We start from the raw sequence: 25,191 nt of genomic DNA on the forward strand, positions 1-25,191 counted from the left end.
AGGCTGTGTCAATTTCTACCGGTATTGACACATACCACCAACACATCACCCCTCCTGTCTTTTCAACAAGACAAGCCCTTCACGCCGCGGCTAGACTGAAGCGTCTACGAGTTGTCGCAGGGCGCGCGCCCTGCATAAGGAAGCACATGCGTCGCATCATCATTGTTCTCGCCATACTCGCTCTCACAGGCTGTGCCACCTCCCATAAAACCAAAGTCATACGTGGTCAAAGCGGATTGATGGTCGAATGCTCCGGGATGACCTCCAATTGGGACAGGTGCTATGCCCGCGCGACCCGTGAATGCAAACCTGGTGGCTTCAAAGTTCTCGGCAAGTCCAGCGACGTCAAAGAAGATCCGGACGACTATCCATTCGGGTGGAACCCGGCCGGCTATTTCACCCGGCGCATGCTCGTGGTCTGTAATTGATCGTTTGAATCCTGGATATGCACCAGAAAATGTCATAAATGAAGGGAACTTCACGGTCCGCCAATCATCCTTCACATAAGTCAATACTCGGACTGTTCAAATCCTTCCAGTCATGCTAAAACCTTCGGAGCGCTTATCTAGCTGCTTGAAAAAGAAGGGAAAAATATGACGAAGTCGGAGTTGATCGATCGAATTGTTACCCATCAAGGGCTGCTCTCATCCAAGGATGTCGAGCTGGCTATCAAGACCATGCTTGAGCAAATGTCTCAATGCCTCGCCACCGGTGATCGCATCGAGATTCGGGGCTTTGGCAGCTTTTCTTTGCACTACCGCTCACCGCGTGTAGGGCGCAACCCGAAAACCGGCCAATCCGTGAGCCTGGACGGCAAATTCGTCCCTCATTTCAAGCCGGGTAAAGAATTGCGTGATCGGGTCAACGAAGACGAAGAAGAGGGCCTCTAACGCCCCCCCAACAAAAGGAGCGGCAGATGCGGAACTTTAAGCGCGTAATGGTGGTGGTAATCACACTGCTGATCGTATTGGCGACGGTAGTGTTCGTGCTCGAAAACCAACAACCCGTTTCCCTGGTCTTTCTCGGCTGGTCAGCGCCAGAGCTGTCGGTAGCTGTCCCCGTGATTGTGGCCTTGCTGATCGGGATGATGATCGGCCCCTTCCTGGTTTGGGTCATGTCCCTGCGTAAAAAGAGCAAAAAAACCATCAGGGCTGTCTGAGCCGGACAGTGTTTAATCGCTACGTATATCGCGATACGCAGCGAGCCTTTCCCCTTCCCACGGCTCGCCAGTGTCCTCCCGCACCCCACGCATAAATCCCGCTGACACCTAAGCGCGTCAGCTCTCGCCAGATAGGCGAAACCTCAGATAACCACCGAAAGAATTTGTAAAACGTTAAAGACTCGTCCAAGCGTGGGGTCCGGCTATGCTTGCGCGCTTTTTGTGGGCGGAGATCGTCTTTTACTCAGCAATATCGAGAGGAACTCTCATGCTCTACCCGGAAATAATTCATCACGGCGCCACTGAAGGTGTCACCGGCTCATGCCATCAACTGCAAATGGACGCAGTGACCAGTCTGTTAATCGACTGCGGCTTGTTCCAGGGGGAAGAAAATAAACAAGGGAATGTGGTCGCCAACTCAATGGCTGTCGATTTCTCCATAGAAACCGTCAAGGCCCTGATCATCACCCACGTGCATGCCGATCACGTGGGGCGTATCCCGAATCTGCTGGCCGCTGGCTTCAAAGGCCCGATTCTGTGCAGCGAGCCTTCGGCCAAGCTGTTACCGCTGGTGTTGGAGGATGCGTTTAAACTCGAACATGGCCGCGACGAAAAGCAGCTTGAGCGTTATCTCAAACTGATCGAGCAGCGGACGATCGCGCTCCCTTTCGACACGTGGTTCAGCCTGGCGCAAACCCCAACGCTGATCTGTCGTGTGCGCCTGCAGCGTGCTGGGCATATTCTCGGCTCTGCTTACGTGGAATGCGACATCGAATACCCCGCCGAAAATCGCAATAGACGTGTGGTTTTCTCCGGCGATCTGGGTGCCTCTCATACCCCATTGCTACCAAGCCCAAAATCACCCGAAAGGGCAGACGTGCTGGTGCTGGAGAGCACCTACGGTGATCGCTTGCATGAAGAACGCAGCACGCGGCAAGCGCGGCTCGAAGACGTCATTGATAAGGCCTTGGCTGACCACGGCACCGTATTGATACCGGCGTTCAGCATCGGGCGAACCCAGGAACTGCTCTACGAAATCGAAGACATCCTTCATCGCAAAGCTCTTCTGAGTAAAGACTCAGGCAGCGAGGGGAGGGCTCCGGGAGATCCAGTGTTTGAGCAAGATTCAGACAGCTCCTTACCCATCAATTGGCCCCAGTTGCCAATTATCCTCGACTCACCGTTGGCCAGCCGGTTTACCAAGGTCTATCAGGAACTTGATGAGTTCTGGGATGCTGAAGCCACTGCACGATTAGACAACGGCCGTCGACCTCTGCGCTTTGACCAACTGATCACCATCGACAGTCATGCAAAGCACCTGCAAACGGTCAACTACCTCGCCAGCACTGGCCGACCCGCTATTGTCATCGCGGGCAGCGGGATGTGCTCCGGTGGTCGTATCGTCAACTACCTGAAAGCCATGCTCGGTGACAGCAGGCACAATGTGCTGTTCGTCGGTTATCAGGCCAAAGGCACGCCAGGCGCAGCGATTCAGGCCTACGGTCCAAAGGCCGGATATGTCGAGCTTGATCGTGAGCGCTTTGCTATCAGCTCAGGCGTTACCACCCTAGGTGGCTACTCCGCTCACGCCGATCAGCAAGGTCTGGTGGATTTTGTAACCGGCATGAGCGAATGGCCTGCAGAGGTGCGACTGGTGCATGGCGAAGCTCAGGCGAAAAAGGCCCTGAGCAATGTTTTGCAAAGAAAATACCTGCTAGCGAAACGTAGCATTGAGGTAGTAATACCGGGTAGTTGAGGGTAACGCTCCAGCCGGGGCTACCTGAAAAGCCCTGGCTGGAATCTGGTTTTCGAGAAGTGCCCGTGTCATGGCATTGTTCAACTAAACATTTGGATGCCTGGCTGCACCGATTGAACGGTCGTATACCCGCTACAGCATGGCGGTTGGCGCGGTATTCAGACTGGGTGGTATTATTTTGACATCAATCATTCAAGTAGAGGATGTCAATTACTTGAATTCGAGGGCGCAGTTTGTCAACTGACGTTAGCAATACCTTCGTTTAACTGTAAAATGTCGCTCTGCATTGCCTCTGATTCAGCTCTATCCAGAGCTCAATCCAATTCGTACAGCTTACTTGCTCAAAAGCCCGAGCTGATGCGGTAGCTTTTGTTTTTTATAGATTGGACAAGACCGCCATGAGCCTTGTTCGACACTTAAAGTATGGACTTCGCGTGAAGATTCTAGTCACCGGCGGCGCCGGATTCATTGGTTCTGCGGTCATTCGCCACATCATCTCCAACACGGCCGACTCGGTCGTGAACGTCGACAAGCTTACCTACGCAGGTAATCTGGAATCGCTTTCTGAGGTCGATCACAGTGATCGTTATGCCTTTGAGCGCGTTGACATCTGTAACCGTGATGACGTCGAGCGCGTGTTCCGTGATCACAGCCCCGACGCGGTGATGCACCTGGCAGCCGAGTCTCATGTCGACCGTTCAATCACGGGGCCTTCGGAGTTCATCCAGACCAATATCGTCGGTACCTACACGTTGCTGGAAGTGGCCCGTCAGTACTGGAATGGTCTGGACGACACACGTAAAGCGGCATTCCGCTTTCACCACATTTCAACCGATGAAGTGTACGGCGACCTCGAAGGTCCCGAAGACCTCTTCACCGAAAGCACGCCGTATCAGCCAAGCTCGCCCTATTCGGCCAGTAAAGCCAGCTCCGACCACTTGGTCCGCGCCTGGAGCCGCACCTACGGCTTGCCAACGCTGGTGACCAACTGCTCGAACAATTACGGCCCGTGCCACTTCCCTGAGAAACTGATCCCACTGATCATTCTCAATGCCCTCGAAGGCAAGCCATTGCCGATCTATGGCAAAGGCAATCAGGTACGTGATTGGCTCTACGTCGAAGACCATGCCCGCGCCTTGTATAAAGTGGTCACGGAAGGAGAGCTCGGCGAGACCTACAACATCGGTGGCCATAACGAGAAACAGAACCTCGAAGTGGTCCACACCTTGTGTGCATTGCTTGATGAGTTGCGACCTGATTCCGCGTTCCGTCCCCACGCAAGCCTGATTACCTACGTTCAGGACCGTCCGGGGCATGACCTGCGTTACGCAATTGATGCGAGCAAAATTCAGCGCGAGCTTGGCTGGGTACCGCAAGAGACCTTCGAGTCGGGCATTCGCAAAACAGTGGAATGGTATCTGGACAACCCGGAATGGGTCGATCACGTGAAGAGCGGTGCCTATCAGCAGTGGATCGACAAGAACTACGCCTCTCGTTCAGGTAAAGCATGAAAATCCTGCTGCTCGGAAAAAACGGCCAGGTGGGCTGGGAGTTGCAGCGTGCGCTCAGCGTGCTTGGCGAAGTGGTTGCGCTGGACCGTAACGTTGTCGACAGCCCTTATGGTCAACTATGCGGTGATTTGGCCGACCTTGATGCGCTGCGTCAGACCATTCGCATCGTCAGCCCCCATGTGATCGTAAACGCAGCCGCTTACACCGCCGTTGATAAAGCTGAAACCGACCGTGAACTGTCGCACCGGATCAACGCATTGGCGAGCCAAGTGATGGCCGAAGAAGCCTTGGCACTCAATGCCTGGTTGATTCATTACTCCACAGACTACGTATTCGACGGCAGTGGCAATCGTCCCTGGGCAGAAACCGATGCCGTCTCGCCGGTAAACCACTATGGCGCGACCAAGCTCGCTGGCGAGCAAATGATTCAGGCGTCGGGCTGCACGCACCTGATCTTTCGCACCAGTTGGGTATATGGGGCACGGGGTAATAACTTCGCGAAGACAATGCTCCGGCTTGCCAGGGATCGCCAAACCTTGAGCGTTATTTCAGATCAGGTGGGTGCGCCCACCGGTGCGGATTTGTTGGCCGACGTCACGGTATTGGCGCTGCAGAAGGCATTGGATTGCCCTCAGATCAGCGGCGTCTATCACTTGGCGGCGGCGGGTGAAGTTTCCTGGCACGCCTATGCGCGGCACGTGATTGATTTTTCTCGGTCCCAAGGTGATGTTTTGGCCGCGGAGACAGTCGAACCTATCGACACTGCCGCCTATCCGACGCCCGCTCGCCGTCCTCTGAACTCTCGTTTGGATACACAGAAGCTGCGCGACACTTTTTCCTTGCACTTGCCGGATTGGCAAAGTGGTGTAACCAGAATGCTTATGGAGATTTCAGGTAAATGATCACGACTAAACGTAAAGGCATCATCCTTGCTGGCGGCTCGGGCACGCGCTTGCACCCATTGACGCTGGGTGTGTCCAAGCAAATGCTGCCTATCTATGACAAGCCGATGATCTTTTACCCGCTGTCGGTTCTGATGCTTGCAGGCATGCGTGAAATCTTGATCATCTCAACCCCGGAAGACCTCCCATGCTTCCGCAAGCTGTTGGGTGATGGCAGCCAGTACGGGATTCAACTGACCTACGCAGAACAACCTAGCCCGGATGGCCTGGCTCAAGCCTTTATCATCGGTGAGGAATTTATCGGTAAGGATCCATGCTGCTTGATCCTCGGCGATAACATTTTTTACGGGCAGCATTTTTCTGACAACCTGCGTTCAGCCAGCAATCAGACCCACGGTGCAACGGTATTCGGCTACCACGTATCTGACCCGGAACGCTTCGGTGTCGTTGAATTCGACAAATCCGGCCGTGCGCTGAGCATCGAAGAGAAACCGCTCCAGCCAAAATCCAATTACGCGGTCACCGGCCTGTATTTCTACGACAACCAGGTCGTGGAAATCGCCAAGAGCATCAAGCCTTCTGAGCGCGGCGAACTGGAAATCACCGATGTGAACCTCGCTTACCTCGAACAGCAGAGCCTGAATGTCGAGATGCTGGGTAGAGGTTTTGCATGGCTGGATACGGGTACCCATGAGTCCTTGCTTGAGGCCAGCCACTTTGTTCATACCATCGAACAACGGCAAGGGCTAAAGGTCGCCTGCCTGGAAGAGATCGCTTACAACAGTGGTTGGATCACGGCAGAACAGCTGGGAGAGCAGGCTGAGAAACTGAAGAAGACTGGCTATGGTCAGTATTTGCAACGATTGTTGGATGCAGGCACTCATTGATCTGGGATCGTCGATGTTGACCGTCGGAAACCTTCAGACACTGCAAACGGGTGAGAGCATGCCAGTAGAGCAACCAAAAATTGCAGTTTTATTGGCTGCCTACAACGGTATGCAATGGATCGAGGAGCAAGTTGCATCGATCCTCAACCAGTCGGATGTCGACATAACGCTGTTTATCAGCGTCGATCCTTCTTCGGATGGTACCGAAGCCTGGTGTGCCGCGTACGCGGCCACGCACAGCAATGTGCGATTGCTGCCTCCTGCGGGCAAATTTTCAGGTGCTGCGCGCAATTTCTTCCGTCTGGTCAGGGATGTCGATTTTGACGGTTTCGATTTCGTCGCCTTTGCCGATCAGGATGATGTCTGGTACGCAGACAAGCTTGAGCGGGCAACACAGGTCTTGATGGCTGGCGAGTGCGATGCTTACTCAAGCAATGTCACCGCCTTTTGGCCCGATGGCAGAACCCTTTTGCTGGACAAAGCCCAGCCCCAAGTCGAATGGGATTTTCTGTTCGAAGCCGCTGGGCCTGGCTGTACCTATGTGTTCAGTAAAAAAATGGCAGATGAGCTAAAGGCCGCCATGTTGGCCAGTTGGGAATCGCTGCAACTCGTCACGTTGCATGACTGGTACTGTTACGCATTTGCCCGTAGTCATGGCTACAAATGGTTTATCGACCCCGTGCCTGGCATGCGCTACCGTCAGCATGAGCGGAATCAGATGGGGGCCAATGCCGGGATGTCATCACTGATCGTACGATACAAAAAAATCAGTAACGGGTGGTGGTTTACCCAGGTTCGATTGATCACCGGCCTGGTTGGGAAGGGAAGTGACCCGTTTGTTAAAAACTGGCTGAAATTAGGGCGTTTGCAATTACTGCGATTGGCCTTGAGTAGCTGCAACTGCCGCAGGAGAGTGCGGGATAAGTTTTTCTTTTTGTTTATCTGCTGTGCGACAGCTGCTGCTGGAAATAAACATATATGAAAGACTCTAAGGTTTGGATGATAGGGGTTCTGTTTTTGCTCTCGGATTAGCGTTGGAGTTCACTACATAAAGGCAGTTTGGAGGGCAGACCTGTACCAAATTACCAGATTGTAGCCATCGGCGTGCTGGGGGCTGCATGACAATGCGTACTCCCCGAATTTTGAGGGGCGGCTATGTTAGTCGGGTTGACGAAACGGCGAAAACTCGAATAAACTTAGCAGTCAACTCCCTTTGAGGTGGTAGATGTCAAGCAGGAAAAGGATTTCAAGCGCAGGGGATCGAGGTGGTTTCATCGCGCAATTTTGAAAACCTAAGTTTCGTAATGTCTACTGCCTGTAAGTGAATTGGGATGCGAAGGTGAGTGATGCCTTGCCGGAATGTTCCGGCCGTCAGTATCGCTTTAACCGATAAATGAAGCTTTTTTCAGTCCGCAAAGGACCTGAGAGGCTTATCCATGAATCAGGCCGAGGTGTTTACCTGATGCAGAATTTTTCTGCCTCCCCACAAGAAATGGTTGTAAGCCTATATCGTAATCGGAATCTCATTGGCGCTCTGATAAAACGGGAAGTGATAGGTCGCTATAGAGGTTCCATTATGGGGATTTTATGGTCTCTCCTCAATCCGATTTTCATGCTGACTGTTTATACTTTTGTGTTCAGCTTTGTATTTAAGGCTCGTTGGGACGGTGGATCTAATTCGAAAGCGGAATTTGCGCTCGTATTATTTGCAGGACTGATGATTTTTAATATTTTTTCTGAGTGCGTAAGTAGAGCTCCTGGTCTGATTTTGTCCAATGTTAACTATGTTAAAAAAGTAGTGTTTCCATTGGAGATTTTACCTTGGGTGGCGATAGGGGCCTCTCTGTTTCATGCGCTCGTGAGTTTAATGGTTTGGTTGGTCACTTACATGGCAGTTTATGGGGTGCCTCATATTACTGTTATTTTTCTTCCTTTAATAATAATTCCGTTGGTGTTTTTTATCGTTGGGGTTTCATGGGCATTGGCTTCGTTGGGTGTCTACTTGCGTGATGCGGGCCAGTTCATTGGTATCGTGACTACCATGTTGATGTTTGTGTCCCCAATATTCTATCCAGTAACTGCGCTTCCAGAACAATATCGGAAATTTTTATATATGAATCCGCTCACTCCTGCAATCGAGCAGATTCGTGACGTGCTTTTCTGGGGGAAGTTGCCCGGGTTCTCTCTGCTGGCTATCTATACTTTGGTTTCGATAATTATTGCATGTGTTGGTTTTGCCTGTTTCCAGAAGACAAGAAAGGGTTTTGCAGATGTCCTCTGAAGTTGCAATAAAAATTGAAAACTTAAGCAAGTGCTATCATATTTATGAAAAGCCACGCGACCGACTTATGCAGATGCTGGTGCGTGGTCGCCAACAGTATTTCCGCGAGTTTTGGGCTGTTCGGGGTATATCCTTTGAAGTAATGAAGGGGGAGACAGTCGGTATTGTAGGGCGTAACGGTAGCGGTAAATCGACTCTGCTACAGATGATCTGCGGTACGCTCAATCCATCCGGCGGAAGTATTAAGGCAAATGGACGAATTGCCGCCTTGCTTGAATTGGGTTCGGGTTTTAATCCTGAGTTTACGGGGCGTGAAAATGTATACATGAACGCATCGATACTAGGCCTGTCCAGGCAGGAAACCGATGCGCGCTACCAAGGTATTGTCAGTTTTGCTGATATTGGAGACTTTATTGAGCAACCCGTAAAAACATATTCAAGCGGAATGCTGGTGCGATTGGCATTTGCAGTGGCAATCAACGTAGATCCAGAGATACTTATAGTTGATGAGGCACTTTCTGTAGGTGATGAGGTTTTTCAGCGGAAATGTTTTTCTCGCATTGAAGCGATCAAAAAAAAGGGTGCTACGATACTTTTTGTTTCCCATTCCGGGAGTGCAATTGTTGAACTTTGCGATCGTGTAGTTCTTCTTGATTCTGGCGAAAAGCTAGCAATGGGACTTCCTAAAACAATGGTCGCAAAGTATCAAAAGCTTATCTATGCACCTAATGATAAACGAGCCCTAATTATTGATGAAATCAAAGCATCGTGTGCTGAGATTGATCAGTCGGGCTTGGAGCACGCACGGAATAATATAGAACTTGAAAAAAATTCCGGTGGTGAAGAAGGAATGGAGTTTTTTGATCCGGGTTTCATATCAAGTAGCACTATCGAGTACGAGTCGCATGGGGCTCATATTGAAGCTCCAATGATTCGGACGCTCAATGGTCGTCAAGTTAATAACTTGATTCGCCGGGAAACTTATAAATATACCTTTGATGTAAGGTTTGTCAGTGCGGCGACACAGGTGCGGTTTGGGATGGTTATTAAGACAACGTCTGGCTTTTCATTAGGTGGCTCTCTCACTGCTTCGGCATCAGAAGTTATTCCCTACGTGGCTGCAGGTACCACTGTCTCCGTTGGATTTAACTTCGAGTGCGCGTTGAATCCAGGTACTTATTTTTTGAATGCTGGGGCTTTTGGGATAGCAGGGCAGGAGGAAACAGTATTACATCGTCTGGTAGATGCTGTTGTGTTTCGTGTGGCTCCTGTTGAAAACAATTTAGCAACAGAGTTGATAGATTTCCACTGCACACCAGGTATAGAAATTCATGAGTGAATTATTTTCTAAGTTATTAGTCTCTTGTCCCAATGGTGGAGGAGTTTTTTTAGCTCATGCTGGCCAACTCTTCAAGCTAGATGGTGTCGATACAACGGGGCTCTATGCGTTGCCAAATGCTCTTCTCCGTGCGGCACAACCAAGCTCCTTGTGGATTTGCGGTGATAGGCCATTTATGGCAACGAGTGAAGAGGTGTTGTTTCCTGATATCCACGATGTGCTTGGTTTTGATGGCTTTTATTACTTGGTCGGTACTACGAAAAATGAGGTTGTAAAGCTTGATCTCGACGGTCGCGAAGTACAAAGATGGGTGTACCCTGGTGCTGATGATTCGAGACATTTAAATTGCCTTGGCGTTTGGAATGAACGAGTGGTTTTTTCAGCCTTTGGTGATTTTAAAGAGGCGCGGGGCTATAAAGGAAAAACCACAGGTTCAGGTTATGTTCAGGATTTACTTTCAGGTGACAGGCTTATTAAGGGGTTGTCGCAGCCACATAGCCTCGTCCCCTACGGAGAAAATTTATTAGTTGCAAGTTCTGAAGATAAAGAACTTCGAGAGTATACACTTTCTGGTGATCTTGTTAGGTCCGTAAGGTTGGACGGCTATTCCAGAGGAATATGTGTTGTTGGTAGTGTTATTTACGTAGGATTAAGCCGTTCAAGAAATATAGATGATGCCGGCGTCGCATCGGCAACAGTTCTGGCATTAGATGCTGATTCTTTGGCGGAGCTGGGGAGAATATCCCTACCTGCCAATGAGGTGTATTCGATTATTGCAATCGAAGACGCCTCTGAGTTGATAAGTGCAATCGCCTCAACAGTGAGTATTTCTTCGGATTTACGCGAAGGGGAGGTTCTCGAACTTAAAGGGGAGATCCTCGAGCTTAAGCGGGAGTTGACTGTTCAGGCAGGCTTGAATAATGAGCTAGTGGTGGCCCTCAACGAGAGTGTAGAAAATAGTAAGTATGAGATTGAATTATTACGAGAGGATATAAGGCAAAAAAGTTTTGAACTGTCCGCGATTTATAATTCCAAATCATGGTTATTGACTAAGCCTCTTCGCTTTCTAATGCGTTGCTGGGTATCGAAGCGGGGAGCGAAAGGTCTTAGGGCAAACCTCAAAGCACTGGGCCATTTCTCACGAAACCTTAGTCGTCTATCTAACGCTGTTGCTCATGTCCGTACCCACGGTTTGGCTAGCGCCCTGCGGCGTGCTCGCGAGGTACTTACTGGGGCGCCGACAGTGCATTCCATGATGCCTGTAGCTTGCTTTGAGCTTCATGGTCATGAGCAGGTATATGTGCTGTGTACACGTCATTGCCTATTCATTGCTGAGCTGATTACCCGCCAGTTGAAAAAGGTTGGCATAAAGTGCGCCGTGATATTTGAGAAGCCTATCGACGGTTTCAGTAATGTGCCCCACTTCGTTGTTTGCCCACAGATGTTCACCGAATTACCTGAATTGTACGTTGCTTTTCAGATGGAGCAGACTGTAAGTTCTCGTTGGCTTACGCCAGAGTATCTGCGGGTTCTTGAAGGCTCTTTCGCAGTATTCGATTACTCGCTGAATAATCTCGCTTACTTTTCTGAGCACGGGGTGAGCCAGAAGCAGCTGAATTACATGCCTATCAGCTGGTTGCCGGACTACTATACGGGTGTACCCGGCTGCAAGCTAAAGAAGGAATACGATGTCCTATTTTATGGTGATACCAATAATGAAAGACGTCGTCAATTCATTGCTCGGATTGAAGAGAAATACAAGGTCAAACTGATCGATAACCTGTTTGGTGAAGAACTGTATCGTGAGTTGCGCAAGGCGCGAGTGGTGATTAACGTGCACTACTATGAAGGCGCGTTGCTAGAGACCACTCGCCTTTATGAGTGTCTATCGTTGGGGTGTTTGGTTGTATCGGAAAGTAGCTCCGATATCAAACAACATCAGCAGTTGAGCGAGGTTGTTGACTTTGTTGAGGTGGGAGATGCCGACGGCATGCTGGCGAGGCTGGATTACTGGCTTGCCGATGAGCATGCGTGTGAAGTGCGCTTAACCGATAATATTGAAATACTTCGACGGCAGCCAAACGAATTCGAATACTACTTCCAGCGTTTCTTGCTAGCCAGTGGAAATATTAATTTCGAAGGGTTTTATAGTTTGGCCGCCGACAATATACGGTTTTCTGGCAATTTTTTATGTTTGGGATTGCCTGAGTCAGTCGAACGTCGTGCTGATTTTGACAAGGACAACGTCTACGGCATCCAATATTTTCCGGGTTTGCGACACCCTTTGGGTTGGATTGGTTGCGGCATGAGTTACAAGTTTATCATGCGTAAGGCTGCTGAGCAGGAACTGCCGTGGATCATTGTTTGTGAGGACGATGTGGAGTTTACGCCTGGTTGGGAGGAGCGGTTGAGTAAAATATTGACCTACCTACAAGCGCATCCGAATGATTGGGACATTTTTTCCGGTTTCATTGCAGACCTGCATGAGGACACTCAGGTTGTCAGCATCGCAGAACAGGATGGATTGGAACTTGTACATATCGATAAGATGGTCAGTGCTGTATTCAACGTGTACAACGCTAGTTTCTATCAGGCTATTTTGAAATGGGATGAGAGCAATCATGATGTCCACGGCAATGCCATTGATCGCTATATGGAAAATCATGTAGGTATCCGCGTTGTCACGATTCATCCATTTCTGGTCGGCCACAAAGAGGAACAAAAATCGACCCTTTGGGGGTTCGAAAACTCTTTTTACAATGAAATGATTGATAAAAGTAATGCGGTACTGGAAAGCAAAATTGAAACGTATAGGCGCAAAGGGGCTGGCTATCAGGTGATGAACTCTTAAAACCCCATGATCCTTGTGCGAGCAACGGTTACCTTCGGGTTTTTTCAGTTACGGGGAGGTGTAGTACCTGGATGGCCATCCTCCTTTGGAATTATTGGATGTTCTAACAAGGCTCTTGTTGCTTGCTTGTGGGCAGCGATGTAGGGAAGGTCTGAAAGTAGGGCCTTCTATTTACAGCGTTACGCGCCAATTACTTCAAAAAATACAAGAGCAACTGAAGTTCGAATTTTTGCCACAGTTTCGTCGCGCTTTTCAGTGCGCTGCGTCTTTTTCAACGGCATTTGCCGCATTACTGACGCGCCTCTCCCGCCTTCAGTAGCCATCTACAGGTTCGACAGAGCGAACAGCGTATTCAAAGCTGTCTGATGCGGTGCTCCCGACTTCCATCAGGAGCCAGTCAACAGGATGGTAAGCGCTCCATGAACCCCACCTATTTTTGAATAGGTGGGGTTCATGGAGCGCTTACGCTACTATTGGCTTTTCCCATACCCAATTGAGAGCGATTATGGAAAACAGCGACAAAATTGCAGTAGTGATACCCAGCTATAAAGTTAAAGAGCATATTTTGGGGGTCATTGCTGCCATTGGTAATGAAATCGATGTAATCTATGTTGTCGATGACTGTTGCCCTGTAGGCTCTGGCCAATTTGTGGAAGACAATTGCTTAGATCCCCGAGTCAAGGTGTTACGAAATCCTCAAAACATGGGGGTCGGTGGCGCGGTCATGACTGGCTATCAGGCGGCAATCAGTGAAGGCGCTACAGTTATTGTCAAAATTGATGGTGATGGCCAAATGGATCCAAGCCTGATCTACGATTTCATAAGCCCCATTTTGAAGGGTGATGCCGACTATACAAAGGGTAATCGATTTTTTGACCTGGAAGAAATTCATTCCATGCCTAAAATGCGCTTATTTGGTAACGCGGCTCTGTCGTTCCTAACCAAACTTTCTTCCGGCTATTGGGATCTGTTTGACCCTACGAATGGTTATACTGCTATTCACGCAACCGTTGCTAAACATTTACCATTCGCAAAAATCAGCAAACGTTATTTTTTTGAAACCGATATTTTGTTCCGATTGAATACTCTGCGGGCAGTCGTTATCGACATCCCAATGGATGCTAAATATGGAGATGAAGAAAGCAATCTGAAAATATCACGCATTGTTGGAGAGTTTGCCGTCAAGCATTTGCGTAATTTCTTAAAGCGGATCTTTTACAACTACTACCTGCGCAATATGTCATTAGCCTCCATTGAGCTTCCTCTGGGGCTTCTGTTAATGGTAATAGGGGGCGGAGTCGGCCTCTCTCATTGGATCTCTTCATCGAGCGCTGGTATAGCAACCCCGGCAGGGACTGTAATGTTATCTGCACTCCCTGTCATTTTGGGCACACAACTGGTACTTGCCTTTTTAGGACATGACATTGCCGCAGTGCCAAAGCGTGCCTTCCACCTTACTCGTACAAAATTTAAAAAAACGGAATAATATGATGACTTACCTGGTAGCACTAATATGTGTCATGGGCATCGCCGCCGGCCAAATTTTATTCAAACTTAGCGCTAACTCTCTGCACAAGACCGGTAGTTTCTTCGACCCGTCAACGCTCCTTACAGTGTTTTCGGCCTTTGCCCTTTACGGGATCACAACTATCGCTTGGATCTGGGTCCTGCAGAAGGCAGATCTAGGAAAAATTTACCCTCTTATGGCTCTCGCTTTTGTCATTGTACCCATCGGCAGCTATCTGTTCTTCCAAGAAAAATTCAACCCACAGTACTTTATTGGCGTGATGTTAATTGTCGCGGGCATTGTAATTGCCGTTAGGTCCTAACGTACGCTAACCGATAGATATTTCGAGATATAACAAATGCCATGTAATATATTCTTGAAGGAAATGGGTCTTCCCATCGCTCTGGTGCTTGGAACTCTAACCATGATCCTAGGCATCATTAACTATAGCGATAACATTCCATTTTACTGGACGTCTGCAACAGCATTCGACTTTATAGGCTGGATAGCAAGTTGCGGTGCGGCCTATCTTATTTTAAAGGTTTTATTGCCCTCGCATCATAAAATTGCCTTCCTGCTGCTCAGCGCCCTATATCTAATTGTCGGAGTTGGCGTAGGCAACTTTTTTGCCTGCGTAGCGTTTCTCGCAAGCTCATATTTACTGGGTTCCTTTGCAATTTCTTTTTTCTACCGCGACACAACGTATCTGATGCATCCAACTCCAGGTATTCTCGTCGGAACGGGCGTTTTTCTAACTATTTTTGGCTGTCTAATTCACACTCATGCAAACACGCGCGAGGTATATTGGACAATCATCAGCCTTCCACTGCTTCTGATCTTCTCATCTCACGCGCAGCAAAAAATATTCACAACAGCGAAGCAGGTACTCACAACAAAACTTTGCACACTAAAGACCACGCCTGGGCTGTATTTATTTTCCTTCCTTGTCCTAGTAACTTCGGTGGCGCGCTTTGCATTTTTCCCAACCATTGGATATGACGACAACGCACAACATTTAAGAATGTGGAGTGAGTTGACGAACACAGGTATTTACTCCTTTGACGTTACCGCGCAAATTTGGTCGGTTGCCCCATTTACAGTTGACCTTCTGCATAGCATTACCTCGTTCATGGCAGACAGCGACGCTCGTGGGGCGCTCAATCTACTATTTTTTACCCTTTTGTTATTAGTAATAAGCGAACTTTCCAAGCTTTTTCTGACAGACAATAAAGACCGTCTGTTAATATTAGCATTATTTAGTAGTACACCCATTATCGCCAATCTTTTAGGCTCACTACAAACAGAGCTTTTCCTTGGGCTCGCCACCGTTGCGGGCGTTCGCTCGATCTACCTTTTGCAGCGTCACGATGTCTGGGCTGGCACACTCGGAGTGTTATTTGCAGCAGCGATTTCCTGCTCTACAAAATTGCCTGGTGCAGTGATTTCTTTATTATTGGTGGTTTCACTCATTACCCACCTTTATGCTAATAATACCTCGCTACGTTTAACGCTTGATAAAAAGTCTATCTTTGGTTTGGCGAGCCTTTTTCTGGTCTTTGTATTTGTAGCACTGCACCCCTATATTAACGCGTGGATAAAAACACACAACCCCGTCTTCCCTCTCTACAATGCAATATTTAAGTCCCCTTACTTTCCACTGATAAATTTTTCCGATCTCCGCTACCAAAAGGGCTTTTCACTAAAAAGCTACTGGAGTACTTTTTTTCGAACTGGTGAGTTCTACGAAGTAAGGAACTTCACTGCGGGCTTTCAATACCTGACACTTTTTCCCATCGCACTATTAGTGGCTGCTTTCTCAAAAAAACGATTGCTCTATGTTCCTCTTGTATTCGTAGGCGTTGGTTTCGGTTTCATCATGTTTGCAGCTTCCCAGTATTGGCGCTATCTTTTTCCTGCTATTCCGATTGCATCTGTTGCTATCGGCTTGCTTCTCAAAGACCTGCCTAGCACTCGCAAAATAAGTAAAGCAGTCGTCCGCATCTGTATTATTTTTACCATAGCCGTTAATCTGTACTTTCTGCCTGGCGCCTCATGGTTCTTCACTACACCACTGCAAAGCCTCTATAGCGAGGCAGGAAAGCGAGTCGCCACAGAGCAACTGGCGCCAGCGAAGCGGCTTGTTCAGCACGTCAATTTCATTGCCCCTGGCTCTAAAGTATTTTTCGATTCCGACAGTCCATACGGTGCAACCTTAAACGGCAGCCCAGTATTTTCGAATTGGTATGCACCCAGCAGCGAACAAAAAATCGCACCACTGGAAAGCACGGCTGATATTTCAAATTATATGCAAACGGAAGGCATTCAGTTTATCGCATGGGGTATGAGTCCTTTAGGTAAGCAAGTCAGGCGAGATCTGATTCACAATTATCTTTCTGAATATGGCACACCCATCTACCAGTCTGGCTCTTGGATCTTATATCGTCTATCACCCACTAAAACTTACTATAATACCTCAGTCGATCTGACTTCGACCCTATCAGCGATACCTCCGTCAGCAGCTAGTACAACAGGCATAGCTAATGAGACGCCTCACATCATCGCGAAAATAGAGACAAAGGGTGCGAGCTTCGCCAGATATTCTGTCTCGTTTAAATGTGAATCTCACACAGGTTTTTTTGTTGCACAAGTGAACTGGAACAAAAGCCCTGTATACTACAAACTCCTGCCTTGTTCAGATAGCATCGTATCGTTTACCGAATCGATTACTGTTCCTTTAGGAAGTAGCAGCGGTGATGTCTATATCACTTCTCGAGATACGACGTCGATCAGTGTGAAATCTCTGAAGATAGAACTCAACTAGCAAAAATGGCTACCATCAGACGGTAGCCTTTTTACATATTACCTTGCAGATACCCCGGTATCAGGATAGTTGTCGTCTCTTCCACGTCTCCTGAAAAAGTATACCGGGGACGGAAAAACTGTAACGTAAGCGCGCCATAAGTGTCCAGGAATTGAACTGGTTGCTCGACGGTTTTGATCTGTGGCGTAACCGCCCCCATCAGGTTTTGACTCCAAGGTTTGTCGTATGAAGGTTATAATCCGCGGCATGATTTCCATGCCTCACAACTTTCCTGATGACCCGGTACGTCTCAAGCAGATGCTGCTTGAGACGTACGAAGTGCGTGCACGTGATCACGAAGTCAAAGAGTCTTACCAGACCCATATCGTTGATCTGAAAGAGCAGATCAAGTTGCTGCGTGCCTTTATGCCTGCTCGAAGATTATCGCGGCTATGTGATGACGGACGATTACGCCGGCTACAACGCCTTGGGTGCGTAACCGGGCGTTACGCGGCTGGCTTGTCTGGCGCACGCTCGACGCAAGTTCGTCGAAGCGCAAAAAGTGCAACCCAAAGGCAAAACTGGCCGTGCCCGATATTGCGCTGACGATCATCAACAAGCTGTACGGCATCGAGCATAAGCTGAAAGACGTGAGCGATGAACACCGCTTGGCTGATCGGCAGGAAAAGAGTTTGCCGGTCCTGGCGCAACTGAAAAGCTGGCTGGAGAAAACGCATCCGCAGATTACGCCGCAGAGCGTACTCGGCCGAGCCGTCAGTTATCTGGCCAGCAACTGGAGCCGGCTGGAACGTTACGTGGAGGCTGGTTTTTTACCGATAGACAACAACAGAGCTGAGTGCGCAATAAAACTGTTTGTCATCGGGCGCAAGGCATGGCTGTTCAGCAGACGCCCAAGGGGGCGACGGCCAGTGCGCAGATATACAGTTTGGTCGAGACCGCCAAGGTCAACGGCCAAGAGCCCTACACGTGGCTGCTCCACGTACTGGAACGACTGCCACATGCGCAGTCGGTGGCCGACTACGAAGCGCTATTGCCATGGAACTGCTCGCCAGAGATGCCACGGTAAAAGAGGCGATAGTCTGGCGATAGGCGTAGTTCATGGATCGAATACAAACTATTTGGAGGTTTCAGCCAAACCATTTACAATTTTCCGTCTAGCTACCCGCCGATTGGCTATGATGCTGACGCATAAAAAAGCAGTTTGCAGTTTGATCAGTTATGCGCAATCAAAATTTATAGTTCTCAAACGGAGCGAAACTTGTCATGAGCAACTTACTGGATGACGGAATTCATATAACTAGGCGCAGCGACTTTAGCAATGAATTCATTGCGCAATGGACTCGCTTATTCCAAAGATGTTTCGGAGGCTCCGAGGAAAATGCTACTCGTGTATTTCAAAAGTACCTACTAAACGATTCAAGGATCTGTTGCACAATTAAGGACGGCACCATGGTGGCCGCGTATTGTGGCTTAAAATTAAGCCATGAGGACTCCGCTATTTTCCTTTCTACAGACACCATGTCCGATGGAACCCAAAAGGGCTCATCAGTTATTCTGGGAAAGCGATTGTATAAAACATTTATTGAGGACGATATATCTGTAGTTTGTGGCTACCCCAATAATAATATTAGGAAGATACGTGAAAAAGGCCTGGGGTGGACCCTTGATGGAAACCTGTATCTGTATGTAGGTATCCCATTTTTTTGGCGTTTTTTTAGAAAAACAATCAAAGACAGTGGCTTGTGGAAAGCAATTAGGCCAACGGGAGGATGGTACACTAGAAAAAAGCCATTATTCGTCCACCTTCTCGGCAGAGATGGGCTGTACTCGTCTAATGTTGGGTTTGTGATAACGCTATCCGCTTATCGACCGGGTGCTTTTTTTATTAGGATGCCCAATTTCCTTTTTGAACCGAGAAATTTTGGCTACAAATGCCTTACCGACAACGCGAAAAATAATAATGTTTTCTTGAAGAAGATTAAATTTCTTGATCTCGACACAATTGATATACCTTAATTTCGGGGGGATGCCTACATGAGATCAGCTTCTATATTTTTTATGCCTCATCAAGATGACGAGTTCGGAGTATTCCACCAGATCGAGCATGAGTTAAGTACTGGTCGGTGGGTCCGCTGCATCTACGTGACCGATGGTTCCGCCACTGCTGATCCTGATCGTCGAGATAGTGAGTCGCGAGCAGTTCTTCAAAAGTTAGGTGTTGCCGCGGATGACATTTTTTTTATCGGTCGGAAATTATCAATTACAGATGGTCAAATGCATCACCATGTTGGTGTGTTTGTAGACTGGCTTGATTGTTTCCTTAATGACCACCCAACTGTTCAGGCCTGTTTTGTGCCTGCCTGGGAAGGCGGTCACCCTGACCATGACCTGCTGCATGCTATTGTCGTTGAGTTACTAGCGGCACGAGCAAACTCACCCACAGTCTGGCAATATCCACTTTATAATGGCCGGAATTGCTCGGGTCCATTTTTCCGTGCGTTGTCACCGCTTCCAGAAAATGGTCCCATTGAACGACAGCCCATTGCCTGGCGAGATCGTTTTCGCTACATAAGACTTTGCCTCTCCTATCCATCTCAATGGCGGAGTTGGATAGGCCTATTCCCATTCGTGGGTGGACATTATTTATTTCATGGTGTCCAGTCCTTGCAAGGTGTAAACAGACAGCGACTAGAACAGCCTCCGCATCAAGGGCCTCTTTATTATGAACAACGCGGCTTTCTTGATTGGCCTACGATGTGTATTGCTATAGAACAGTTACATCAAAAGCTATCACGGCAGAATTAGTCTCATTCATAATGACCTATATGCGCAACAAAAACTGATCGTGACCGGGCTCTGTTTTAAGTACCCTGTCTTTCAAGGTCTCTGTCTATTGAGGTTGTTTATTCGCTTTAGCGTAAGTGCGCCATAAAGCCCACATTCCAAGCCGCCCACTAATGCCTGACGCTGTGCTCCCGATCTCTCTCTGGAGCCAGCACCGTCATGATGCGACCCGACGCGTACCTCTGCCCAAAGCCGGTGGACTTTCGAAACGAGGCGGTAGTCTGGCAGTAGGTGTAGTTCATGGATCGGATACGAAAGAGCCAGATCGAGCGTCCACCAGCCAATCCTGGATGTGGGGGCAAACCGGCGGGCCGCCGAATCAGTTTGTGATTCTTTTTGACGACCCGACCTTGCAAAACGTCGTCGTGAACGAAAAATATTTGTTACTTCGAAGTCCTATAGGTACTTCGGGAAATTGGTATTCTATTTCACTGAATTAGTTGAGGTTTATTCGGATTTTAATAAGTGTGGCGGCTTGTCATGCGGTGATCCAAATACTCTGCGGTCTATTGCAGTAATTAGTCGCGAAAGTATATATGACGCAAGAGTGAGAGAAAATAAATAGAATGCTGTGGAAATGAATGCATTGCTGAAAAAATAAGGAACTTTGTACCGCCACAATAAAACCCCTTCCAATAGATAGATCTCATATGATATTGCCCCAATCCACTTCAAAAAGGAAGACTCGAGCTGCGTGATATAAAAAATTATTAAAGTGCAGACAAGGAAAGAGAAGCAAAATAGAGCTACATATATTGTTTTGCTTAAGTCGTGAAAACAGTCAGATGAGCCTGAAAAAACTGCTATCGAGATCGAAAATACAATGGCGAGTGCACCATAGAAACGAGGCTTATCAATGGCCATTAACTCATCCGTATAGCAGCCAATAAGAACGCCAAATGGGAAAATGAAATAATAAAAATTCCAATCTAGGACGGGTGATTTTATGAAGAGTGAGAGAATTAAAGAGAGGATAAAAAGTAGAAATACTTTATGGCTTCTCCTCAAGATATTGATCGAAAATACGGCATAAAATATGCCGTACCACATCATGATATATGAGATATACCACATGGTTTTATCGTAAGAATAAGAAAAATCAATTGCTAGTAAAAGTTTTAGCGATATTAGGGTGGTATACGAGCCCCTGAATATAAAGTGATCCATAAGTAACAACGCTAGGGTCACTAGTGCGTAGGGAAACCAGACTGAACGCAATCTTTTTAAAATTACTTGAAGCGTGATTCCAGTTTTTAAATATGACTTAGATAGGCCGTATCCAGAAATAAAAAGAAATATGGCAACGCCCCATCCGCCAGCGACAATAAATACTGGGGCGAGATTAACAAAGCCGGTCTGTGATAAATGCCCAATAATTACAAGGATAATTGCTAATCCCTTTAATTGCTGTGTGAGACTATTCGAAATATTCATTTTTAGTTTCTTTTAAGGAGGATGACAACGCACCAGAGGCCATCATATCGGAAAGCTAAGTCAACAGGCTATCTGTCTTTCCTGTGAATGGTTGTTATTTGCGACTTTGCTGGGAGTCTTTTGTTTCTTATCTCGTTCATGGAGCTCAATTTTCATAAGTATTTCACACTATAAGATGGATGTGAAACATGAAACCTATGGTACACGTCTTGCCAGCGACTGAGGTCGTCTAGGGACGGTCTGAAGTAAGCAGCAGTTTTTAATGGCCTCGTTGTTTGAGGTTCAAAAAACGCTGACTTAGTCGGAAAGCAAACCTTTCCTCCTGTCAGTTCGCTATTTTTTGCGGAATAGCACGTTTTCAGGGCTCATTGTCCGAATCACAGGAGTACCTCGCCTACATTCAACAGCCGTTTTCGCATCATCCACAGGTTCGACAAGGCAAGCAGTGTGATCTGCTGCGCGGTGTTTTTAACCGAGCCTCGGAAGCGGACTTCCGTATAATAAAGCTGGCGCTTGATCATCCGGAATGGATGCTCAACCTTGGCCCGGACGTGATTCGCCTCGATACCCACTACGCTATGCCCAAACCGGATTCAGCATCGACGCCGATGTGCGATTTCATCCCAAAAAAGCACTGATTTCCTTTCTTGGTTTGGTGTATTTCAGGGTCGCGTTTACCATCCTTGTTCTTGGTCGGCCTGAGCGCATGAATAATCGTTGCATCGACCACAGTACCTTGGCGTAGCAGCAAACCTCTTTCGCCCAAATAGCCGTTGATGACCTGCAAAATCCTACCAGCCAGCTCATGTTTATCCAACAGCCGGCGGAAGTTGAGGATCGTTTTTTCATCCGGAGTCCGATCCAGATGCAGTCCGGAAAACTGGCGCAAAATCGTGGTTTCGTAGAAAGACTTTTCCATCGCCAGGTCGCTGTAGCCGAACCAGTTTTGCATCAAATGCCCCCGCAACATGGCCATCAACGGATACGCCGGACGACCGCCTTCGCCCTTCGGATAATGCAGACAGGCTTTTCCAATGCGCGACCTGATGCATCTCAATCAGGAAACGCTCGCGGCGGGCATGCTTACGTTTGCCAGCGTATTCGGCATCTGAGAAGGATATTTACTTCATCGGGACCCAACCGTTCAGTTTGTGGGACACGCGTATTTCACCAGACGTGGGAGCCTTTTCAGAGTTTCCCCGGCCGTCAGTTATCTGCTTGTGCGGCGGTGGTAGGTGACTGCCATTCCTACCGCGAGCAGAGTTGCGGCAGGCGCTCAAGTATCTGGTGCAACCACGTATAACCTGATTTCCCTGTCGTCGGTTCTGATCAGAACGCCCCGGCCTGAATCAGCATTTTAGCCAGATACTTCGAGCCATCAATATTCAGGTGATTGGTATCTCGGTACAAAAGAGTACCTCCAAAGGTCATTTTGCAAATTTTTTCATCGCAGAAGAACTGATCGACAGGAATAAACTTGATGTTGCTGAAGTTTTTGACGGCAGAAGTTAGAATATCGAAGTAGTACTTCTTCTGATTCAGGTGCTCTTGCAGAGGAGCGTCGCAGGTGGTTCCGCTGCCACTGAAGCGCCGACCGTATTTGCATTTTTCAGGACTGAATGAAAACGCAGGTATGTCGTCTAAAACATAAATCTTCTTATTTGTGTGAGCAAGAAACTGAAATGTTCTTAGCATCTGCTTCTCTGACTCCATTGCTCCGGATTTAATTTTATCGAACCATAGTGCGCTAATCACTATGGTTTTTATATCTTTGTTGTCCGCGATCAGTTGCAGTACTTTTGTAAAATGTGGGCTATCAACAGAAGGTAGTTCTGATTGTTCGAAAGATCCAACATTTATGTTTTTGAATTGCTCTGCTATTCCCGGTAGCAAATGTTCTGCGTGACTGTCGCCGATTAAGAGTATCTCGACTGGACTGTTTGGTTTCGATTGGAAGCACCTATACCCATAAACTGTATCTGGGTACGATAGCTCTTTAAGTTGTACGTCAGAACATCGAAAAAAATTGTTGCTTATATAAGTCAGGTATGGGTCTCGCCCCAAGTCGTTTGAGAACTTTTCAACTGGATTTGCCCCGGTCCGTGAACTAAAGCCATTATTAGCATAGACGATCCAGGCCGCCAGACCGATCGACGCCATGATGCCTATCAAGGCTGGAATGGCTATCGACCGCTTCACCTGCCCTGTTCGCAGAGGCATTTCGACAAACAAATAAGTTGCCCAAGCCAAAATGATTGCCATCAGCACGGCCATCACCCGCACATAAAGTGAAGGCGTTTCGCTCTCTATGATCCTTGCAAATGAGAGCAGAGGCCAGTGCCATAGGTATAGTGGGTAGCTGATAAGACCAACCCAAACAAGCAGGCGGCTGGAAAGTACAGTCCGATTAATGATGGATTTCGGGCCAGCAGAAATAGTTAGAACTGTACCTAGAACAGGGAGTAAGGCGAACATTCCAGGGAAAGTCGCCGCACGGGAGATAAATGCCAAGCCGGCGATGATCAGGATGGCGCCTAAGCAAGACAGAGCGTCGGCAAGACGTCCCTGCGGTAGCGCAGCTTGTCTTTCGTTAAGGATGCTTGCAACCAAGGCGCCTGCCAGCAGCTCCCAAAAGCGGGTGTACGGTGAGTAGAAGTCGGCGATTGGATTGTTGACAGCTTCATAGAGATTCAAAGCGAATGATACGGCTCCGATTACTAAAATAGCGCCAAGGATGCTTGATCTTTTTTTCCAGCATGCCCAAAGAACGAGGGGCCAGACCAAATAAAACTGCTCTTCAATGCCAAGACTCCATAGGTGCAGCAGTGGCTTGGTTTCGGCAGCAGTCTCGAAATAGCTGCTTTCGCTCCAAAAAACGAGGTTGGATACGAAACCAATCCCAGCCAATGTATGCTTGCCGAGCAACATGTATTCATCAGCGAGTAAAGTAATCCAACCCAATGTGAGAGAGGTTATCAGTACGACAATCAGTGCCGGAAAAATTCTGGTGATTCGTCGAGCATAGAACTCTGAGATGCTAAATATTTCTTTCTTTGAGTTTTTGATTAGTATTGATGTTATTAAGAACCCAGAAATCACGAAAAAAATATCAACCCCGATAAAACCTCCCCGAATTAAAGAAGGGAAGGCATGAAACAGGACGACAGACAAGACGGCAATTGCACGAAGCCCGTCAATGTCGGAGCGGTATTTAATATGAATTGGATTTATTACGTGGTCGGGAACATCTTCTAATTTCAGGGATGTCATTCTTCGTTGAATCTCCAACTCAATGGTTGCGCGGCAAGTCAGGCATAGACTACATGCTAACAAACTCAGGTTAAAGCCTGAGCCTCACAAATACTTGGTTGAGGAAAAATCGTAAGCGACCCTTGAACCCCACGTACCGTTACATTAGGGGGGCGCTTGGTTGATGATGCCCGTGCGATTATCCACCAAGACTTGCGCAGCTTGTGCTCGGTCGACAGGATCTGCTGCTCAAGTGTCTTTACCGTAACCGAGCGGGTTCTGGGTCGCGACGCTGCTTCGCAGATGGCCTCTGCATCGATGACGTCATTCTTGTTGCCGGTGACGTAGGCCTTCACATGCTGCGCCGCGATTAATTGCACTCGGTGGCCTGAGCCGTCAGTCTGCCTAGCCAGCTACTGCGAAGCACCGCAGGAGTCCATGGCAATTTTGCAGCTTGGCAACTGCGCCAGATACGGCAGCAATTGGCTACAATTGAGCCTCTTGCGCAAGAGCTGATTTCTTCTAGCGTCCTGGCCATGGAAGTGAAAGGTGTTCTTGCCGATGTCGATACCCAAAAGCGTCACGGTGTTCATGAGAGATCCTCCTTCGGTAAAGAGTGACACCCGATAAGTCTAGGCACTCTGGGCTTC

The 25,191-nt window shown here is 48.1% G+C and carries 17 protein-coding genes and 4 pseudogenes; 17 read left to right on the forward strand and 4 right to left on the reverse strand.

Translation table 11 applies throughout. From position 1 onward, the window contains the following. The first annotated feature begins 146 nt into the window (after nucleotides 1-146). The 17 genes and pseudogenes from AC1MEA_RS13830 (at nucleotide 147) to AC1MEA_RS13910 (ending at nucleotide 19,819) form a co-directional block, all read left to right on the forward strand. Complete coding sequence (locus tag AC1MEA_RS13830) at nucleotides 147-428, forward strand: hypothetical protein (RefSeq protein WP_480416488.1); 282 nt, start codon at nucleotides 147-149, stop codon at nucleotides 426-428. Nucleotides 429-593: 165 nt separating this feature from the next. Then, nucleotides 594-890: an integration host factor subunit beta gene (gene ihfB / locus AC1MEA_RS13835; protein WP_219064060.1), complete on the forward strand. Its 297-nt coding sequence runs from the start codon at nucleotides 594-596 to the stop codon at nucleotides 888-890. A 26-nt stretch (nucleotides 891-916) separates the two neighbouring features. After that, entirely contained in the window at nucleotides 917-1,159 is a 243-nt protein-coding gene (locus AC1MEA_RS13840; protein ID WP_449633660.1) for a lipopolysaccharide assembly protein LapA domain-containing protein, read from the forward strand. A gap of 274 nt (nucleotides 1,160-1,433) precedes the next feature. Further along, a pseudogene (locus AC1MEA_RS13845) lies at nucleotides 1,434-2,915 on the forward strand (MBL fold metallo-hydrolase); the annotation flags it as partial. A gap of 434 nt (nucleotides 2,916-3,349) precedes the next feature. After that, nucleotides 3,350-4,426: a dTDP-glucose 4,6-dehydratase gene (gene rfbB, locus AC1MEA_RS13850; RefSeq protein WP_480416489.1), complete on the forward strand. Its 1,077-nt coding sequence runs from the start codon at nucleotides 3,350-3,352 to the stop codon at nucleotides 4,424-4,426. Continuing rightward, nucleotides 4,423-5,328 carry a dTDP-4-dehydrorhamnose reductase gene (gene rfbD, locus AC1MEA_RS13855; protein ID WP_480416490.1) on the forward strand — a complete coding sequence of 302 codons (906 nt, stop codon included), beginning with the start codon at nucleotides 4,423-4,425 and terminating at the stop codon, nucleotides 5,326-5,328. Before rfbB ends, rfbD begins: the two co-directional genes overlap by 4 nt. Then, on the forward strand, nucleotides 5,325-6,215 hold the full coding sequence (gene rfbA, locus AC1MEA_RS13860; protein ID WP_480416491.1) for a glucose-1-phosphate thymidylyltransferase RfbA: 891 nt from the start codon (nucleotides 5,325-5,327) through the stop codon (nucleotides 6,213-6,215). Before rfbD ends, rfbA begins: the two co-directional genes overlap by 4 nt. A 58-nt stretch (nucleotides 6,216-6,273) precedes the next feature. Then, nucleotides 6,274-7,197 carry a glycosyltransferase gene (locus AC1MEA_RS13865; RefSeq protein WP_480918144.1) on the forward strand — a complete coding sequence of 308 codons (924 nt, stop codon included), beginning with the start codon at nucleotides 6,274-6,276 and terminating at the stop codon, nucleotides 7,195-7,197. 480 nt (nucleotides 7,198-7,677) lie between these two features. Continuing rightward, the gene (locus AC1MEA_RS13870) at nucleotides 7,678-8,496 is read left to right on the forward strand and encodes an ABC transporter permease (RefSeq protein WP_480416492.1); all 819 of its coding nucleotides are present in this window, start codon (nucleotides 7,678-7,680) and stop codon (nucleotides 8,494-8,496) included. Further along, nucleotides 8,486-9,835, forward strand: coding sequence for an ABC transporter ATP-binding protein (locus tag AC1MEA_RS13875; RefSeq protein WP_480416493.1), 1,350 nt, complete (start codon nucleotides 8,486-8,488; stop codon nucleotides 9,833-9,835). The genes AC1MEA_RS13870 and AC1MEA_RS13875 overlap by 11 nt, the downstream gene beginning before the upstream one ends. Continuing rightward, complete coding sequence (locus AC1MEA_RS13880; RefSeq protein ID WP_449633667.1) at nucleotides 9,828-12,686, forward strand: DUF4915 domain-containing protein; 2,859 nt, start codon at nucleotides 9,828-9,830, stop codon at nucleotides 12,684-12,686. Before AC1MEA_RS13875 ends, AC1MEA_RS13880 begins: the two co-directional genes overlap by 8 nt. A gap of 505 nt (nucleotides 12,687-13,191) precedes the next feature. After that, nucleotides 13,192-14,172: a glycosyltransferase family 2 protein gene (locus AC1MEA_RS13885; protein ID WP_480416494.1), complete on the forward strand. Its 981-nt coding sequence runs from the start codon at nucleotides 13,192-13,194 to the stop codon at nucleotides 14,170-14,172. Nucleotides 14,173-14,176: 4 nt separating this feature from the next. Continuing rightward, nucleotides 14,177-14,515 (forward strand): EamA family transporter, encoded by a 339-nt coding sequence (locus AC1MEA_RS13890; protein ID WP_449633669.1) that lies wholly within the window; start codon nucleotides 14,177-14,179, stop codon nucleotides 14,513-14,515. Nucleotides 14,516-14,617: 102 nt separating this feature from the next. Further along, nucleotides 14,618-17,014, forward strand: a complete 2,397-nt coding sequence (locus AC1MEA_RS13895) for a hypothetical protein (RefSeq protein WP_480416495.1) — start codon at nucleotides 14,618-14,620, stop codon at nucleotides 17,012-17,014. A gap of 397 nt (nucleotides 17,015-17,411) precedes the next feature. Continuing rightward, nucleotides 17,412-18,080, forward strand: a pseudogene (gene tnpC / locus AC1MEA_RS13900) (IS66 family transposase); the annotation flags it as partial. A gap of 197 nt (nucleotides 18,081-18,277) precedes the next feature. Then, nucleotides 18,278-19,030, forward strand: a complete 753-nt coding sequence (locus AC1MEA_RS13905) for a hypothetical protein (protein WP_480416496.1) — start codon at nucleotides 18,278-18,280, stop codon at nucleotides 19,028-19,030. A gap of 18 nt (nucleotides 19,031-19,048) precedes the next feature. Next, nucleotides 19,049-19,819 (forward strand): PIG-L deacetylase family protein, encoded by a 771-nt coding sequence (locus AC1MEA_RS13910; protein ID WP_449633672.1) that lies wholly within the window; start codon nucleotides 19,049-19,051, stop codon nucleotides 19,817-19,819. A 486-nt stretch (nucleotides 19,820-20,305) separates the two neighbouring features. Here AC1MEA_RS13910 and AC1MEA_RS13915 read toward each other — a convergent pair whose 3' ends face one another. The 4 genes and pseudogenes from AC1MEA_RS13915 to AC1MEA_RS13930 all read right to left on the reverse strand — a co-directional run. Beyond that, complete coding sequence (locus AC1MEA_RS13915; RefSeq protein ID WP_480416499.1) at nucleotides 20,306-21,292, reverse strand: acyltransferase family protein; 987 nt, start codon at nucleotides 21,290-21,292, stop codon at nucleotides 20,306-20,308. Nucleotides 21,293-21,669: 377 nt separating this feature from the next. After that, a pseudogene (locus tag AC1MEA_RS13920) lies at nucleotides 21,670-22,413 on the reverse strand (IS5 family transposase). A 208-nt stretch (nucleotides 22,414-22,621) separates the two neighbouring features. After that, nucleotides 22,622-24,562: an acyltransferase family protein gene (locus tag AC1MEA_RS13925; RefSeq protein WP_480416501.1), complete on the reverse strand. Its 1,941-nt coding sequence runs from the start codon at nucleotides 24,560-24,562 to the stop codon at nucleotides 22,622-22,624. A 188-nt stretch (nucleotides 24,563-24,750) separates the two neighbouring features. Then, a pseudogene (locus AC1MEA_RS13930) lies at nucleotides 24,751-25,134 on the reverse strand (IS110 family transposase); the annotation flags it as partial. Nucleotides 25,135-25,191: the final 57 nt, after the last annotated feature.

The sequence above is a fragment of the Pseudomonas sp. ASL8 genome, from assembly GCF_056680355.1.

What these genes read in the sequence shown, in the direction of transcription:
- AC1MEA_RS13870 (WP_480416492.1), top strand. Translation starts at nt 7,678, where the DNA reads ATGCAGAATTTTTCTGCCTCCCCACAAGAAATGGTTGTAAGCCTATAT.
- AC1MEA_RS13925 (WP_480416501.1), bottom strand. Translation starts at nt 24,562, where the DNA reads ATGACATCCCTGAAATTAGAAGATGTTCCCGACCACGTAATAAATCCA.
- rfbA (WP_480416491.1), top strand. Translation starts at nt 5,325, where the DNA reads ATGATCACGACTAAACGTAAAGGCATCATCCTTGCTGGCGGCTCGGGC.
- AC1MEA_RS13890 (WP_449633669.1), top strand. Translation starts at nt 14,177, where the DNA reads ATGACTTACCTGGTAGCACTAATATGTGTCATGGGCATCGCCGCCGGC.
- AC1MEA_RS13905 (WP_480416496.1), top strand. Translation starts at nt 18,278, where the DNA reads ATGAGCAACTTACTGGATGACGGAATTCATATAACTAGGCGCAGCGAC.
- ihfB (WP_219064060.1), top strand. Translation starts at nt 594, where the DNA reads ATGACGAAGTCGGAGTTGATCGATCGAATTGTTACCCATCAAGGGCTG.
- AC1MEA_RS13895 (WP_480416495.1), top strand. Translation starts at nt 14,618, where the DNA reads ATGATCCTAGGCATCATTAACTATAGCGATAACATTCCATTTTACTGG.
- AC1MEA_RS13885 (WP_480416494.1), top strand. Translation starts at nt 13,192, where the DNA reads ATGGAAAACAGCGACAAAATTGCAGTAGTGATACCCAGCTATAAAGTT.
- AC1MEA_RS13910 (WP_449633672.1), top strand. Translation starts at nt 19,049, where the DNA reads ATGAGATCAGCTTCTATATTTTTTATGCCTCATCAAGATGACGAGTTC.
- AC1MEA_RS13865 (WP_480918144.1), top strand. Translation starts at nt 6,274, where the DNA reads ATGCCAGTAGAGCAACCAAAAATTGCAGTTTTATTGGCTGCCTACAAC.
- AC1MEA_RS13875 (WP_480416493.1), top strand. Translation starts at nt 8,486, where the DNA reads ATGTCCTCTGAAGTTGCAATAAAAATTGAAAACTTAAGCAAGTGCTAT.
- AC1MEA_RS13880 (WP_449633667.1), top strand. Translation starts at nt 9,828, where the DNA reads ATGAGTGAATTATTTTCTAAGTTATTAGTCTCTTGTCCCAATGGTGGA.
- rfbD (WP_480416490.1), top strand. Translation starts at nt 4,423, where the DNA reads ATGAAAATCCTGCTGCTCGGAAAAAACGGCCAGGTGGGCTGGGAGTTG.
- AC1MEA_RS13915 (WP_480416499.1), bottom strand. Translation starts at nt 21,292, where the DNA reads ATGAATATTTCGAATAGTCTCACACAGCAATTAAAGGGATTAGCAATT.
- AC1MEA_RS13840 (WP_449633660.1), top strand. Translation starts at nt 917, where the DNA reads ATGCGGAACTTTAAGCGCGTAATGGTGGTGGTAATCACACTGCTGATC.
- AC1MEA_RS13830 (WP_480416488.1), top strand. Translation starts at nt 147, where the DNA reads ATGCGTCGCATCATCATTGTTCTCGCCATACTCGCTCTCACAGGCTGT.